General features: G+C 70.1%; 14 protein-coding genes. 2 read left to right on the forward strand and 12 right to left on the reverse strand.

Annotated elements, in window-relative coordinates:
• Positions 1 to 35: 35 nt before the first annotated feature.
• The 4 genes from ABZT04_RS07940 to ABZT04_RS07955 are packed head-to-tail and all read right to left on the reverse strand — an operon-like array spanning position 36 to position 2,424.
• Complete coding sequence (locus ABZT04_RS07940) at positions 36 to 227, reverse strand: ferredoxin (protein WP_356054204.1); 192 nt, start codon at positions 225 to 227, stop codon at positions 36 to 38.
• 16 nt (positions 228 to 243) lie between these two features.
• A complete protein-coding gene (locus tag ABZT04_RS07945; protein WP_356054206.1) occupies positions 244 to 1,056 on the reverse strand; it encodes a mycofactocin-coupled SDR family oxidoreductase in 813 nt (270 codons plus the stop codon).
• Between the two features lie 16 nt (positions 1,057 to 1,072).
• Complete coding sequence (locus ABZT04_RS07950) at positions 1,073 to 1,282, reverse strand: hypothetical protein (RefSeq protein ID WP_356054208.1); 210 nt, start codon at positions 1,280 to 1,282, stop codon at positions 1,073 to 1,075.
• Positions 1,279 to 2,424, reverse strand: a complete 1,146-nt coding sequence (locus tag ABZT04_RS07955; protein WP_356054210.1) for an amidohydrolase family protein — start codon at positions 2,422 to 2,424, stop codon at positions 1,279 to 1,281. Before ABZT04_RS07955 ends, ABZT04_RS07950 begins: the two co-directional genes overlap by 4 nt.
• A gap of 180 nt (positions 2,425 to 2,604) precedes the next feature.
• Here ABZT04_RS07955 and ABZT04_RS07960 point away from each other — a divergent pair, with 180 nt between their 5' ends.
• Positions 2,605 to 3,465: a mycofactocin-coupled SDR family oxidoreductase gene (locus ABZT04_RS07960; protein WP_356054212.1), complete on the forward strand. Its 861-nt coding sequence runs from the start codon at positions 2,605 to 2,607 to the stop codon at positions 3,463 to 3,465.
• Positions 3,466 to 3,474: 9 nt separating this feature from the next.
• Here ABZT04_RS07960 and ABZT04_RS07965 read toward each other — a convergent pair whose 3' ends face one another.
• From ABZT04_RS07965 to ABZT04_RS07985, 5 genes are all read right to left on the reverse strand, one after another.
• Positions 3,475 to 4,452 carry an NADPH:quinone oxidoreductase family protein gene (locus ABZT04_RS07965; RefSeq protein WP_356054214.1) on the reverse strand — a complete coding sequence of 326 codons (978 nt, stop codon included), beginning with the start codon at positions 4,450 to 4,452 and terminating at the stop codon, positions 3,475 to 3,477.
• The gene (locus tag ABZT04_RS07970) at positions 4,449 to 5,630 is read right to left on the reverse strand and encodes an acyl-CoA dehydrogenase family protein (RefSeq protein WP_356054216.1); all 1,182 of its coding nucleotides are present in this window, start codon (positions 5,628 to 5,630) and stop codon (positions 4,449 to 4,451) included. The genes ABZT04_RS07965 and ABZT04_RS07970 overlap by 4 nt, the downstream gene beginning before the upstream one ends.
• Positions 5,627 to 6,394, reverse strand: a complete 768-nt coding sequence (locus tag ABZT04_RS07975) for an SDR family NAD(P)-dependent oxidoreductase (protein WP_356054218.1) — start codon at positions 6,392 to 6,394, stop codon at positions 5,627 to 5,629. The genes ABZT04_RS07970 and ABZT04_RS07975 overlap by 4 nt, the downstream gene beginning before the upstream one ends.
• 29 nt (positions 6,395 to 6,423) lie before the next feature.
• The gene (locus ABZT04_RS07980) at positions 6,424 to 7,572 is read right to left on the reverse strand and encodes an acyl-CoA dehydrogenase family protein (RefSeq protein ID WP_356054220.1); all 1,149 of its coding nucleotides are present in this window, start codon (positions 7,570 to 7,572) and stop codon (positions 6,424 to 6,426) included.
• 125 nt (positions 7,573 to 7,697) lie between these two features.
• Positions 7,698 to 9,170: an FCD domain-containing protein gene (locus ABZT04_RS07985; protein ID WP_356054222.1), complete on the reverse strand. Its 1,473-nt coding sequence runs from the start codon at positions 9,168 to 9,170 to the stop codon at positions 7,698 to 7,700.
• A gap of 192 nt (positions 9,171 to 9,362) precedes the next feature.
• Here ABZT04_RS07985 and ABZT04_RS07990 point away from each other — a divergent pair, with 192 nt between their 5' ends.
• The gene (locus ABZT04_RS07990) at positions 9,363 to 10,562 is read left to right on the forward strand and encodes an acyl-CoA dehydrogenase family protein (protein WP_356054224.1); all 1,200 of its coding nucleotides are present in this window, start codon (positions 9,363 to 9,365) and stop codon (positions 10,560 to 10,562) included.
• An 88-nt stretch (positions 10,563 to 10,650) separates the two neighbouring features.
• Here ABZT04_RS07990 and ABZT04_RS07995 read toward each other — a convergent pair whose 3' ends face one another.
• The 3 genes from ABZT04_RS07995 to ABZT04_RS08005 all read right to left on the reverse strand — a co-directional run bounded on the left by ABZT04_RS07995 (position 10,651) and on the right by ABZT04_RS08005 (position 15,321).
• Positions 10,651 to 12,171 (reverse strand): ABC transporter ATP-binding protein, encoded by a 1,521-nt coding sequence (locus tag ABZT04_RS07995; RefSeq protein WP_356054226.1) that lies wholly within the window; start codon positions 12,169 to 12,171, stop codon positions 10,651 to 10,653.
• Positions 12,168 to 14,849 carry a class III lanthionine synthetase LanKC gene (gene lanKC, locus ABZT04_RS08000; RefSeq protein WP_356054228.1) on the reverse strand — a complete coding sequence of 894 codons (2,682 nt, stop codon included), beginning with the start codon at positions 14,847 to 14,849 and terminating at the stop codon, positions 12,168 to 12,170. The genes ABZT04_RS07995 and lanKC overlap by 4 nt, the downstream gene beginning before the upstream one ends.
• A 178-nt stretch (positions 14,850 to 15,027) precedes the next feature.
• The gene (locus ABZT04_RS08005; protein WP_356054230.1) at positions 15,028 to 15,321 is read right to left on the reverse strand and encodes a class III lanthipeptide; all 294 of its coding nucleotides are present in this window, start codon (positions 15,319 to 15,321) and stop codon (positions 15,028 to 15,030) included.
• Positions 15,322 to 15,406 lie beyond the last annotated feature (85 nt).

The raw sequence follows: 15,406 nt of genomic DNA on the forward strand, positions 1-15,406 counted from the left end.
AGCCCCACGGTCCACGGCCGTGGGGCTCTCGCGTGTCACCCCTCGACGGTGACGGCCCGCTCGGGGCAGGCCGACTCCCCGTCCCTGGCCGCCTGTTGCAGCTCCGGCGCCACCTCACCGTCGAAGGGCAGCGCGTAGCCGTCGTCGTCGAGCTTGAACACCTCCGGCGCCGCCGCCGCGCACCGCGCGTGCCCGGAGCACAGTGCGGAGTCGATCGTGATCTTCATCCGTCTCTCCGTTCCGCTACGGCTTGTTCGTCGATCCCGCGTCGACGGTGAACTGGAGTCCCGTGACGAACCGCGCCTCGTCCGAGGCGAGGAACAGCACGGCGTTCGACACGTCGCGCGGTTCGACGTACGGGGCAAGGGGGTTCATCGCGACCAGTGCGAACAGCGGTTCCCGCGCGGCGAGTTCCTCGATCGGGACGCCGACGGTGATGCCCGTGTCGCTGACGCCGGTGGGGTGCACGGTGTTCACCCGGATGCGGTGCGGGGCGAGTTCGTTGGACAGCGCCTTCATCAGACCGACGACGCCGTGTTTGCTGGCCACGTAGTGGGCGTACGGCACATGGCCGCGGATGCCGGCGGCCGAGCTGGTGATGACGATGGAGCCGCCCTCCCCGGCCTCGATCATCCTGGGGACCGCCGCCCGCACGGTGTTCCAGGGGCCCTTGAGGTTGACGTCCATGTTGACGTCCCAGGCCTCCTCTGACAGCTCCCACGCGGCGCCGATGCTCATCACGCCCGCGTTGGCCACAAGAGTGTCGAGCCGCCCGAACTCCTCCCAGGCCGCGTCGGCGGCGGCCCGCAGCTCCCCCACCGAGCGCACGTCGGCCTGCATCGCGATACAGCGGCGGCCGGTCGCCCGCACCAACTCCGCGGTCTCTTCGAGCTGTTCCTTCGACGCCAGCGAGTAGGGCAGCTCGGCGCTGATGTCGTGGCACACGTCGGTCACGACGACATCGGCTCCCTCCTCCGCCAGCCGCACGGCGTGGGAACGCCCCTGCCCACGGGCCGCCCCCGTGATGAGCGCGACCTTGCCCTCCATACGACCCACGCCAACTCCTATTCGCTCAGCGGACATTCAGATCCTCGGCGGCCTCGCGCAAGGCGCGGAGCCGCCTGTCGAGGAGTTCACGTTCGGCCTCGTCGTCCGCGCCGAGTTCGGCCAGCCGGCGGGCGGTGAGAGCGATCTCCTCCTGGAGGCGGCCGTACGCCTCGTCGCGGGTCAGCAGGTCGAGATCGGTCCAGTCGGAGCGCTCGGACTCCGGGCGCCTGCTCATGCCGGGAGGTTGTAGAGGCGGCGGGTGTTCAGCTCCACGATCTTGTGCACCTCGTCGTCCGGTACGTCGGCCAGGACCTCGGCCGCGTAGGCGCGGCTCTTGGGCCAGTACGAGTCGGAGTGCGGGTAGTCGCACTCCCAGGTGATCTTGTCGACGCCGATGTGGTGGCGTACGTCCACGCCGAACCGGTCGTCGATGAAGCAGCCGTGCATGTGTTTGTGGAACAGGTCGGAGGGCCGCACGGTCTGGTTGACGTTCTGGTAGAAGCGGTGCCGCTCCCAGGTGCCGTCGATCCGCTCCAACAGGTACGGGATCCAGCCGATGCCGCCCTCGGACAGCCCCACCTTGAGGTCGGGGTGCTTGTGGAACACCGGGGAGAACAGCAGGTCGGCGGTGGCGTACATGGAGTTGCAGGCGAACAGCGAGATGGTCACCGCGAAGGGTGCCTCAGGGGCGGTCTTCGGGGCCGAGCCCGAGGTGCCGAAGTGCAGACACAGGGGCATGCCGGTCTCCTCGGCCGCCGTGAACACCGGGTCCCAGTGGTCGGTGTGGAACGACGGCAGCCCCAGCGGGACCGGGTTCTCCGGGAACGAGATCGCCTTGGCGCCCTTGGCCGCCGTACGCCGGATCTCGGCCGCGCAGGCGTCGACGTCCCACAGCGGCAGGATGACCAGCGGGATGAGCCGGCCCGGGGCGGTGGCGCACCACTCGTCGAGCACGAAGTCGTTCCACGCCCGCACGCAGAGCAGGGCCAGTTGTCGGTCCTGTCCGTCCAGGAACACCGTGCCGGCGAAGCGCGGGAAGGACGGGAAGCAGAGCGCGCCCCACACGCCGTCCAGGTCCATGTCGCGCAGCCGGGCCTTCGGGTCGTAGCAGCCCGGGATCATCTCGTCGTAGCGGGTGGGTTCGAGGCCGAACTCCTCGGGCGACTTGCCCGCCACGGCGTTCAGGCCGATGTAGGGGTAGATGCGGTCCTCGTAGTTCCACACCTCGGCCGGGGCCTGGCCCTCGCCGCGCGACTGTTCGACGATCCGGGGCCCGAGGTCGCGGTACTTCGCCGGGAGGCGGTCCGTCCACAGGCGCGGCGGCTCGATCAGGTGGTCGTCGGTGGACAGCAACTTCATCCATGGCTGCAATGGCATCGATGTGCTCCCTCGATCTCATGGACTCTCTAGCACCGGCCGGATTGTGTGCACTGTTCGCGTCCCACTGAACGGAAACCGGCCAACAGCAAACGGAGTTGACACCGATCATGGATCACGAACAGCTCCATCGGACACTATTCAGGCTACTCTTTTATTTCCGGCGGAAGGAGCCCCACGATGGGCCGAGTACAGGACAAGGTCGTCTTCATCACCGGGGCCGCACGCGGACAGGGCCGTTCCCACGCGCTCCGGCTGGCCGCGGAGGGTGCCGACATCATCGCCGTCGACCTGTGCGCGGACATCGCCACCAACGCGTATCCGCTGGCCACTCAGGACGACCTGGACGAGACCGTGCGCCAGGTAGAGAAGCTCGGCCGGCGCATCGTGGCGCGCAAGGCCGACGTGCGTGATCCGGCGGCGCTGAAGGCCGCCGTGGCGGACGGGGTGGCCGAGTTGGGCCGGCTCGACGCCGTGGTCGCGCAGGCCGGCATCGCCCCGCTGGGGCCGCAGAGTGCCCAGGCCTTCATCGACGCCGTCACCGTCGACTACGTCGGTGTCGTGCACGCCGTCGAGGCCGCCCTTCCCCATCTGCCGGACGGTGCCTCGATCGTGGCGACCGGGTCCATCGCGGCCCTGACCCCGGCGACCGTCGACAACCCGGCCAACGGCCCCGGCGGTCTTGGCTACTCCTTCGCCAAGCGTCAAGTCGCCGCGTTCGTCCACGACTTGGCGACGGTGCTGCTGCCCCGGCGGATCCGGGTCAACGCGCTGCACCCCACCAACGTCAACACGGACATGCTCCACAACGACATCATGTACCGGTCGTTCCGGCCCGACCTCGACAGCCCGACCCGCGAAGACGCCATGGTCTCTTTCCCCGCGACGACCGGCATGGGCAACCCCTACGTCGAGCCCGAGGACGTCTCCGACACCGTGCTCTTCCTCGTCTCCGACGAGTCCCGCTATGTCACCGGCATGCAGATGCGGGTCGACGCCGGAGGCTACGTCCGCAAGCGTCCCCAACTCCCCACATTCTGAAGGTCTTCGCTACGAGGTGAGGTCCAGGACCACCTTGCCGGTGGTCCTGCGCTCGGCGACATCGGTCAGGGCGGTCGCGACCTCGTCGAGGGCATGGACACGGGAGACGAACGGGCTCATCCCGTCCCGGACCATCCCGGCGAGGGCCCGGTCAGCGGCGGCCACGGCGTCCGGGGCGTACTGGCGGACCGTACGGATCTCGAAGCCCCGCACGACGAGGTCCTTGAGCAGCACCAGGTTCAGCGGAATCCGCGGGATCTGCCCGTCGGCGTACCCGACCGTGACGAACCGGCCGCCCCGGCGCAGCGCGCGCAGGGCGGCCTCCGCGTGGTCGCCGCCGACCGGGTCGATCACGAGGTGGACGCCCTCGCCGCCGGTCAACTCCCTTGTGCGGAGCTTGAGATCCTCGTGGACGTAGTCCACGCCGGCCTCGGCCCCGAGCTTGCGGGCGACCGTCAGCCGCTCCTGGCTGGACGCGGCGGCGACCACCCGCATCCCGAGCCGCGTCGCGATGTCCACCGTCGCCGAGCCGACCCCGCCCGCGGCGCCGAGCACCGCGACCCACTCCCCCGCCCTGCCCTGTCCCACGGTGACCAGCGAGTGGTAGGCGGTGGCGTAGGTGACGTGGAACGCTGCGGCATGCACCATGTCGAGACCCTCGGGCACCTGGCGCAGGCTCGCGACGGGCACCACGACCTGTTCGGCGAACGCCCCGGTGAACACCGCCCCTGCCACGGGTGAGCCGACGGGAGGGCCGTCCACGCCGGGCCCCAACTCGGCGATCACACCGGCGAATTCACTGCCCGGCGTGAACGGCGGTGGTGCGTGCACCTGGTAACGGTCCGCCACGATCAGTACGTCCGGGAAGTTCACCGCCGCCGCGTGGACCTGGACCAGGACCTCGCCCGGCCCGGGTCGGAGGTCGTCGAGTTCGACGACCGAGAGAGAGCCGGGCGGCCCGTACTCCGTGCAGCGTGCGGCCCTCATGACGTCCTTCCCGTGGTCGTCGGCATCGCCGGGTCCCGGGGCAGCCCCAGCACCTGCTCGGCGATCGTGTTGCGCTGGATCTCGGCGGTGCCCGCGCCGATCGACGAGGCGCGGGTACGGAGGAACCCCCATACCCAGCGCCCGCGTTGCACGGCGTGCGGATCGCGGCGGCCGAGGATCCCGTACGGCCCGAGCAGGTCGAGGGCGAACTCGTGCAGCTCCTGCTCGAAGGTCACGATGAACAGCCGCGCGGTCGAAGAGGCGGGCCCCGGCTCGCCCTTGGCCATGATGTCGGCGATGGTCCGCATGCCGGTGAGCCGCATGACGCGGACGCGGATCTCGAAGTCCGCGAGCCTGTCCCGGACCAGGGGATCGGCTGTGGCGCCGCGTTCGCGGGCGAGTTCGATCAGCTCGTCCAACACCCGCCGGTACAGGGCCGCTTGGTTCATCGCCCCCGCCGCGCGCTCGTGCCCCAGGCTCGTCCGCACCAACGGCCAGCCGCCGTTCTCCTCGCCGACGCGGTTCGCCACCGGTACACGGACGTCGTCGAAGAAGATCTCGCAGAAGTGCGCGTCGCCGGTGAGGTCGCGCAGCGGCCGTACGGTGACTCCGGGGGCGTGCGCGTCGATCAGCAGGTAACTGATGCCGTCCTGCCGGGAGTCGGGCGGTCCGGTGCGGACGAGGGTGAAGAAGATGTCGGCGATGTCGGCCGAACTGTTCCACACCTTCTGCCCGTTGACGACGTACACCGCGCCGTCGCGGCGTGCCGTCGTGCGCAGCGCGGGCAGGTCCGAGCCCGCCTCCGGTTCCGAGTAGCCCTGGGCCCACACCGTGTCGCCGCGCAGCATGGGACGCAGATAGCGCTCCTTCTGCTCGGGGGTGCCGTACTTGACGATCGTGGGGGCGGCGATGCCCAGTCCGGTGCCCAGGGGTCCCGGAACCCGGGCGCGCGCGTACTCCTCCTGGTAGACGACCTGGCGTGCGAAGGACAGCTCCATGCCTCCGTAGGCGCGCGGCCAGCTCGGGCCCGCGTATCCGGCGTCGTAGAGCGCGGCCAGCCATTTCTTCTGCCAGGCGACCCGCTCGACCGGGTCCTTGGGGCGGCGGCCGGGGTGCTGCTCGGTCAGGAAGGCCCGCAGGCGGGCGCGGAACCGCTCGTCGGTCTCGCCATCCGTCATCGCGGAGCCATGCGAATGGCGCCGTCGAGGCGGATCGTCTGACCGTTGAGGTAGGGGTTCTCCAGCATCTCCACGGCGAGGCGGGCGAAGTCGTCCGGGTCGCCGAGTCGCTTGGGGTGCGGCACGGTGGCGGCGAGGCCGTCGCGGATGTCGGCGCGGAGGCGGCCGAGCATCGGGGTGTCCATGATGCCGGGGGCGATGGTGTTCACCCGGATCTGCCAACTGGCCAGGTCGCGGGCGGCGACCAGGGTGATGCCGTGGACGCCGGCCTTGGCGGCGGTGTAGGAGGTCTGCCCGATCTGGCCGTCGAACGCGGCGACCGACGCGGTGAGCACGACGGCGCCCCGGTCGCCGTCGACGACCTCGTTGCCTGCGAGGCGGGCGGCGGCGAGGCGCAGCACGTTGTAGGTGCCGACCAGGTTGACGCGTACGACCTCGGCGAACGTATCGAGTTCGCCGGGCTTGCGGTCGCGGTCGATGATCCGGGTGCGGTCGCCGCCGCGTCCGGCGCAGTGCACGACGCAGCGCAGGGTGCCGAGTTGCTCTGCCGCGTCGAGGGCGGCGTCGACCTGGATCTCGTCGGTGACGTCGGTACGGACGAAGCGGGCGGCCTCGCCGAGGTCGGCGACCGCCTTGACGCCCTGCTCCTCGGAGATGTCGGCGAGGACGACGCGTCCGCCGCGTTCGATGATGCGGCGCGCGGTGGCCAGGCCGAGCCCGGAGGCACCGCCGGTGACGAGTGCCGCTGAACCGTCGATGTTCACACCCAACTCCTCATGGTCTGAAGGGGTTTCTAGAGGCCCAGGGACTTGCTGATGATGGTCTTCATGACCTCGCTGGTGCCGCCGTAGATGCGGGTCACCCGGGCGTCCGCGTAGAGGCGGGCGATCGGGGATTCGAGGATGTAGCCGTAGCCGCCGTGCAGTTGGAGACAGCGGTCGACCACGCGACCCTGTGTCTCGGTGCAGAACAGCTTGGTGCGCGCCGCGTCCACGGGGTCCAGTTCGCCCGCGACGAGCGCGGTGATCGCCGCGTCGAGCAGGGCTTGCGCGGCCGTCAACTCGGCGTCCAGCGCGGCGAGTTCGAACTTCGTGTTCTGGAACTGCGCCAGTGGTTTCCCGAACACGGTCCGGTCGCGGACGTAGCCGACGGTCAGGTCGATCGCCGTACGGGCCTGGGCGACCGCGCCGACCGCGATGGCCAGGCGTTCCTGGGCGAGGTTGCGGCCGAGGAGGGTGAAGGCCGCGCCCTCCTCGCCGAGGAGGTTGGCGGCGGGCACGCGGACGTCGTCGAAGGAGAGTTCCACGGTGTCCTGGACGGCCAGCCCGATCTTCTCCAGCTTGCGGCCGACGGTGAAGCCGGGCATGCCCTTCTCCACCACGAGGAGGGAGAGACCGGCGCGCCGGTTGTCCGGGTCCACCGAGGTGCGGGCGACCACGATCACCAGGTCGGCGTGGTGGCCGCCGGTGATGAAGGTCTTGGACCCGCTGAGCACGAAGTGGTCGCCGTCGCGGACCGCGCGGGTGGTGATGCCGGCGAGGTCCGAGCCGGTGGCGGGTTCGCTCATCGCGATCGCGGTGTACAGCTCGCCGGAGGCCAACCCCGGTAGCCAGCGCGCCCGTTGCTCCGCGTTGGCGAGGCCCGTGAAGTACGGGACGACGATGTCGAGGTGGGTACGCAGGCCGCCGAGCGTGACGCAGGCGCGGGCACACTCCTCCTGGATCACGGCGTTGTAGCGGTAGTCGTCCTGGCCTCCCCCGCCGTACTCCTCGGGGATGGCCGTGCCGATGATCCCGAGCTTGCCCAGCGCGGTGAACAGATCCCGGGGCACGAGCCCGGCTCGCCGCCAGTCCTCGTACGACGGGACCACCTCACGGGCGAGGAAGTCACGGACCAGCAGACGGAAGTCCTCATGGGACTCTTCGAACAGGGTCCGGCGCATCGGATCTCCTTCGGCTCGACCTATTCAGTATACCTAATTAGGCTCGCTCGACACAGCCCGATCCAACGGAACGCCCCGTGAGCCCGAAGGCCGCACGGGGCGTTGCACTGTTGAGTGTCAGGGAATCAGTGCCACCAGGGGATGAGGGCGTCCAGGTGTCGGCGCATCCGGTGTCGGGCCACCCCGGCGTCACCCTCGACGATCGCGTCGAGAATCCGCTGGTGGACGTGCTGGACCTCGTCCGCCGCCGCGTCGCCGGGCAGCGGCCGGTCGTGGCCGGAGGCGTGGCGGCGGAACAGCTCGGTGATGATCGACAGGAACAGCGACAGCACCGGGTTGTCGGAGAGCGCGGCCAGTTCGGTGTGGAAGAGGTCGGCCTTGCGCGGGTCGTCGGCGGGCCCCTCCGTGCTCCAGCGCACCGCCTTGCCGAGCCGCTCGGCCACCGCCTTGTCGCCCTCCGCGACCCGGGCGGTGACCCGGGCGACGATGCCGAGTTCGATGGCGTTGCGGACGATCCGCAGGTCGTCGGCGGTGACGCCCTGGTACTCCAGGAACAGCGCCATGGTGTCGATGCTGGCCTGCGGCTCGGGCTCGGTGACGATCAGGCCGCCACCGGGGCCGCGGCGCATCCGGGCCACCGAGTGGTACTCCAACAGCCGTACGGCTTCCCGCAGTACGGCCCGGCTGATCGAGTAGCGGGCGAGCAGATCGGCCTCCGAGCCGAGCACCATGCCGGTCTGCCAGCCGCGCGCGGCGATGTCGTCGTGGATGCGGGCCGCGACCACCTCGGCGAGTTTCGCCCGCGGCCCCTCGACCAGTTCGGGCTCGACGACATGGCCCGCGATCCGCTGCCCGCGCCGCACCCGGTGCTTCTCGATCCAGCCGGCCACCGACTCCAGATGCGCGGTCAGCTCCGTCTGGGCGCGGGCTCCGTCGTCGGCGATCACCGCGTCGACGACGGCCTGGTGCGCGCGGTGCGAGGTGTCCTTGGCCGCGTGCATCTCGGCCTTGGAGACCCGGCGGGAGGTGTGCGCGTAGCGTGCGGTCAGCCGGGTGAGCACGTCGACGAACAGGTGCAGCACCGGGTTGCCCGACAACTGGCCGAGCACGGGGTGGAGCGGGTCCTGCGAGTGGACACCGGGGTCGTCCCAGTGGTCGAGTTCGGCGCCGAGCGTGGTCCGGAGGGTCTCGATGCCCTCCTCGGTGATCCGCTCGGCGGCCAGACCTGCGGCGATCGGCTCCAGCAGGAGGCGGGCCTGGAGCAGGTCCGTGACGCTGGTGCCGACGTATTCGAGGTAGATCACCATGGCGCGGGTGGCCGGACCCGCGTCGGGCGCGCAGACGATCAGGCCCCCGTTCGGGCCACGCCGCATCCTGGCCACCTGGTGGTGCTCGACCAGCCGGACCGCCTCGCGCAGCACCGCCCGGCTCACCCCGAGGCGCTCCCGCAGATCCACCTCGGAGCCCAACGACTCGCCCACCGGCCAGCCCTGACGGATTACGGCCGACTCGATACGGCGGGCGGTCTGCGCGGCCAGCTTGCCGACCGGGACACCGGTCTCGCCGTCGGCGGGCTCGCGGTCGACGGCAGTCGCCATGGCCAACTCCTCTGGGGCGGATATTGCGGATCCCCAGTCTATTGGTCACCTGGGCCGGAGACGTGCGGTTCGGGTACCTGGAACCAAGATAAGGCCACTTTTTCTGGCCTGGAGCCCTGGCAACCGAGTGATCAGCAAGGTTAAAGTAACCTCATTTATGGGCCGCGGCACGAGAACAGGGAGCCGACAGCGATGCGACTTGAGTCCACGCCCGAGCTCGAGGCGTTCCGGAGGAAAGTGCGCGCCTTCGTCGCGGAGCACGCCCCGGGCGTCAAGACCCATGCGGGGGTGCGCGCCCCGGAGCCGGAACTGATGCCGGCGATCCGGGAGTGGACCGCCAAGCTGTACGCGGCTGGCTTCCTCGGGATCGACTGGCCCGCCGAGTACGGCGGCCGTCCCGACGCGCATCCGCTGGAGGCGTCCGTCGTGGCCGAGGAGATCGCCCGCGCCCGCACCTGGCAGCCGATCGGCGCCGCCTCGCTGGCGTCGGCCGCGTTGCTGGAGTTCGGCACCGACGACCAGCGGGCGCGCTTCCTGCCCCGTATCCGGGCCTGCGAGGACGTGTGGTGCCAGTTGTTCAGTGAGCCCGAGGCGGGCAGCGACCTGGCGGCACTGCGGACGCGGGCGGTCCGCGAGGGCGGGGGCGACGACGCGGTGTTCGTCGTGGACGGCCAGAAGGTGTGGACGACGAACGGCCAGCACGCCGACATGGGCTATCTGCTCGCCCGCACCGACCGCGAGGCCCCGAAGCACAAGGGCATCACCGCCTTCGCCCTAGATCTGCGCAGCCCTGGCGTCGACATCCGGCCGCTGCGGGAGATCACCGGGACGACGGACTTCAACGAGGTCTTCCTGGACGGTGTCCGCATCCCGGCCACGAACGTGATCGGCGGGGTGAACGACGGCTGGCGGGTGGCGATGAGCAGCCTGGGCCATGAGCGGTCCGGCGTGGGCGCGCGCGGTGTCGAACTGGGCGCCGTACTCGACGACTTGCTGCGTCTGGCCGCCCGCACCGAGGTCGGTGGCAGGCCCGCGCTGGACGACTCGGCGACCCGGCAGGCGATCGGTGAACTGGCCACCCGGGTGCAGGTGAACGCCGCGTTGCTCGGTCTCTCCCAGTCGCGGATGCTGCACGACACGGAAGGGCCCGCCGACGCCCTGCTCGGCAAGATCTTCTTCAGCGAACTCAACCACGACCTGGTCGACTTCGGCCTGAGCCTCCAGGGCGCGGACGGGCTGCTGATCGAGGGCGACGAGGACGCCGTATCGGATGGCTGGTGGCAGGACGCGCATCTGTACTCGCGGGCCTACACGATCGCCGGCGGGGCGAACGAGGTGCTGCGGACGCAGGTCGCCGAGCGGGGGCTCGGAATGCCGCGGGAGCCTCGCTGACCCTCCCGGTCAACAAAAGCAGGGCTCCCAGGCATGCGGCATCTACGAGTTGCCCGTCGTCTGGTGACACCTGACCGTCCGCGAGGACCTAGGAGCGAGCGGCGGTCGCGGACAGGGTGACCACGCGGTCGAACCGGCTGTCGAGATCCTCGTCCCCGTGGTGCACGACGAGGAGACCACGCCCGTGGGTGTGCTGCTTCAGTGCCCGCAGCACGAGGTCCCGGCCGGTCTCGTCGAGGTTCGCGAACGGCTCGTCGACGAGGTACACGTCCGCGTCCTCGCAGAGGAGCGCCGCAACCCCGGTCCGCTGCCGTTGGCCGGACGACAGCTCCGAGGGGAGCTGGTCGGCCACGTCGTCGAGCCCCAGGGCCGTGCGCACCCGCTCGTCGGCGACCAGTTCGCACACGGGCAGCGGGGGCAGGTTGACCGGAGCGGTCAGGGCGGCGACCCGGTCCGGCAGTGTCACCATGCCGCGGTCGGGAGCGAGCGTTCCAGAGATGACGTGCAGGAGCGTCGTCTTGCCGCAGCCGTTGGGGCCCCGCAGCAGGACGTGCTCACCCGCGCCCAGTTCGAAGTCCTCGATCGTCACGTCCGCGCCGTCGTCGTACCCGACGCGGACGGCGTGGACCAGCACCACGCGTCCCTCGTCGTGGTACCGCGACACCCCGGAGGCGCGCAGGGTGGCGATCCGCCGGAGCACGGCGGTGTTCCGGCGGGCCTGCGGAATCATGTTCACAAGCTCGAAGATTCCGGTGACGGCCCGCCACAGCGAGTTCACGAAGGCGAGGAAACTGCCGAACGACATCCGGCCGGCGAACACGAAGTACGCCCCGGTGATCATCGCGGTGGTGTCGGAGAGGTTCATGACGAGGTCGCTCAGCGTGGTCTGCTTCTGGGCGAGTCGGAAGTTGGTGAAGGTGATGCCCAGGAAACCGCGCAGCGCCTTCCTGTTGGCGGCCCGGGTGCCGGGCAGCAGCGCCGGCAGGCCGCGCAGCGCGTGGAAGGACTCCAGCGTCCGGGACAGCGTGTTGACGTACTGCGCCTCCGCCTCGCGTTCCGGTTCGGTGTTGTCCTCGATCCGCTTGGCGATGCGGTTGCTGACGTACACCAGCGGCGGCACGATGACGAGCAGGATGAGACTGGCCTGCCAGGACAGGTACAGCAGCACGCCGACGAAGACGACGGACGAGACCGCCTGCTTCGCGATGCGGATGCAGACGTCGACGGCCGGCAGGACCCCTTCCTGGACGTCGTTGTGGACCCGGCTGACGAAGGAGGCGTTGCCGGCCTGTGCCATCCGCCGTGCGTCCTGGCCGAGCGCGCGGTCCAGCAGCTCCATCTCCAGGTCCAGCATGAACGTGTTCTCGAACCGCTTGCGCCAGCGCGCCACCCCGTAGCCCGCGAGGCTCAGGGTGAAGCCGAGCAGGAGGTAGCAGGCGGCGAGGACGACGAACCGGTGGAAGTGGCCGGTCAGGATCGCCTGGTCGAACAGGGCCTTCAGCAGCAGGGGATGCACCAGGGCCTCGGTCCCGCCGAGGGCCGCCTCGATGAGGACGATCGCCGAGAGCTGGGTCCGGTGGCCCCTGAGCGTGTGCCACAGCTCCTTCACCGGGCCGCCTCGTCCAGCAGGAAGTCGGCGGTGCCGCCGTGGTTCACGCGGTGGAGCACCCGAAGGATGCCGGCCGAGCCGCTCAGGTAGTCGGTGGAGCAGCGCAGCAGTCCGTCGCCGGGCGAGCCCAGGGGCACCGCCTCGCCGTGTCGCGGTACCGCGAACCGCTCGTCCGGCTCGAACAGGAACAGCCGCCGTACGAAGTCGAGTTGCCGCAGTGCGATGTCCCGGTAGGCGGCGTCGCCGGTGATCGAGGCCGCGTCGAGAAGCGTGTCGGCGATCCCGGACATGCCGAACGAGAACCCCGGCAGCACGGCCTGCCGGACATCCAGCGCGCGCAGGACGGTCCGTGCGGAATCCAGATCGCCGTAGCGCAGCAGCACTCGGGCGATGCCCGCGGAACCCACCTCGACATAGGGCTCCGCGGTGCCGCGGTGGTCGAATGTGACATTGCCGTCGTCCTGCCGCTCGGCGTGGGCCATCTCCCAGGCCAGTGCGCCGCGGCCGAGGCTCAGGCACCACTCGTCCCCAGTGATCTGGTGCATGCGCAGCAGGAACATCGCGACGCCCGCCTGGCCGAAGCCCAGGCCGGTGAACGGTTCCCCGGCCGTGAACTCGTTGCGCCAGTGGACCCGGCCGCCGTCGTGCCGGGCGGCCTCACGCAGCGCCCGGGCGCAGTCCCGTGCCGCGGCGAGGTGACGTTCGTCGTGGTCGTGGACGTAGAAGCGCAGGTTCGTCATGCCCACGCCGGCCAGGCCGTAATAGAAGGTGTAGTCACCGGACTCGTGGGCGTGCCGGTTGGCCCGCGCCAGCAACCGCGCGGCCTGCGTGCGGAAGCCGAGGGTGTCGGTCGCCCAGGCGATGCCGGCCAGACCGTTCATCAGGCCCGCCGGGTACTGGGCCGGGTCGAGGCCGGCCAGGTCGTCGCGCAGCCGGCGCAGCCATTCGGGCCGGAGCGGGAGGCCCGAGGCGTTCAGCGCCCACAGGACGCCGCTGGCGCCGAAGCCCAGGCTCAGCGGGTTGGTGACGTGCGCGAACGGGTCGACGGGGAAGAGCGTGGGCCGGTCGGTGTCGGCGACGGCGTCGATGAAGGCGGCCAGCCCCGCCTCGGTCTCCGCCAGGCCGAGTCGCTCCTCGACGGCCGGTCGCACCGGCACGGCATGGACCTGGTCGACCAGGTCGTCCTCGTGCTCCAGCTCATGCAGGACGTCCGTGATCGTGATCCGCGCCTGCGCCAGTTCCGTGAGCAGTTCATGGATCCGCGTCGGCCAGCCGAGGCTGTCGGTGAGGATCCGGTAGCGGTCCAGGATGTCCTCGCGCAGATACGACAGGGCCGCGACCGGGAAGATGAAGTAGGCCATCGTCATGGCCAGGCCGAACAGGTCGTCCTCGACCGCGGACACGGCGAAACGGCGTCGGAAATTGGTGAACCCCGGTGTGTACAGCTCGACCGGTGCCTCCAGGTGCGCGTGCTCCGCGTCGGCCTCGGTCAGTCGGCACGTCTCCAGGTCGACGATGGTGACCTTCAGGGTGTCCGGGTCGATGAGGACGTTCGCGGCGGTGAAGTCGCCGAGGATCACCTTGCGGTCGTGGGCGGCCTGGAGCGCACGCGCCAGTCCGCGGAAAACGGCGAGGAAGATCCGCAGGAACTCCTGCGACTGCGGGATGCCACCGGGGCCCAGCCGGGCGAGCGGGTTGCGTTCGAGCAGCATGGAGCGGATGTCGGTGCCGTCGACGAACTCCTCCGCGATGAAGTGGTGTTCCCAGTGGCGGAACGTGGCGATCGGGGCGGGGAACGTCCCGACGTCGGCCAGCCGGTTCAGGAACACCCACTCGCGGTGGAGGATGTCCACGGCGTCGTGGTCCTGACGCGGGTCGACATTGGTGTGCGGGCGGGCCTCCTTGAGCACCACGACACGGTCCTCGTTCGCCGTGTCCTCGGCGGTGTACACCCCGCCGCTGTTGGAGAACTGCAGCGCCCCGGTCACCCGGAAGCGACCAGCCAGCAGGCCGTCATCGTCGGTGTCGGCCGGCGGCTTCCAGTCGGCGAACGGCCATGCCACCCACGGCGGTTGGGCGTAGCCGGGGCGTCGGTCGTCGGTGACCGGCCCGTCCGGTCCCGTGATGTGGGGCACCGGCCGGCCCAGGACATCGACGGAATGGGTGTCCAGGAACTGCCCGTACCGGAAGTAGAGCGCCTTGTGGTCGCGGTACCGGAGGTCGGAGAGCACGTACGGGCCCTCGGCGCCGTCCAGCACTAGGGCGAGGCCGGCCAGACACGACCGGAACTCGTCGTCGTCCCGGGGGTAGACGGTGACGAGTTTGCCGCCGCTGCCCCGCGACATGGCCTTCGAACTCAGCATCTCGAACACGGTGAGATCGAGAGCGATCTTGAAGTCGATGTCGTGCTCGGTCAGATACCCGATCACCGAGGCGGCGACCTCGCGCACGTTGCGATGGTTCGCCGACACATGGATCTTCCACCCCTGCTCGGGCAGGTTCGGATTGTGCCGGTAGCTCCACCAGATGCCCTTGCGGACGAATCGTGCCCGCACCCGGTCGTCGAGGGAGGCGAGGAAGTGGTCGGGCTTCGGCTCGTAGTAGACGTCGAGCGGGTCGAAGAACAGGGTGTCGTTCCAGCAGAAGGGAAATCGGTATACCCATCGTTCGTTGATCATGTCTGCCTCTGTCGGTGTGTCCGAGGAGCCTGGCGGGTGCTTGATGAGGGCGCGCCGGAGCGGCGGGAACCATGCGGGGCGCGCGGTGTGTGCACTCCCCGCATGGTTCACGCCGTCAGACAGCGGGCGGCAGGTACCGCTCAGAGGGTTGCCCCGCAGCAGGTGCCGCTCAGTTGGATTACCTGCAGCAGGTGCTGCTCAGGCTGCTGGTGATGCTCAGAACCACGGCGCTGCTGTTCTCCGTCCGCGGCTCAATCGTCTGCAGCTTCAGAACGCTCATGCGGGTCACCTCCTCAGTGGTCGGGAGCGCGTTGACGCGCTCGGGAGACGGAACGGGTACCGATCGGTCGGCCGGACCAGTCAACGGCGTGCGTCGGACGCGTACATCAGGGGAAAGGCCCCGCATTCCGCGTGCGCCGCCCCCAGGAACGCGCGAGTCCGGTCGGCGCGAATGGTGGTGGTCGCGCCCCATGCCCCGGGTCGCCCGAACCGGTACCGTCAGTCGTTTTGTCCTGGTCGTGCGGCGCACCGGGCCGTCGCCGCCCGGGAGGCGGAGC

The sequence above is a fragment of the Streptomyces sp. NPDC005492 genome (assembly GCF_040605995.1).
GTDB lineage: Bacteria > Actinomycetota > Actinomycetes > Streptomycetales > Streptomycetaceae > Streptomyces.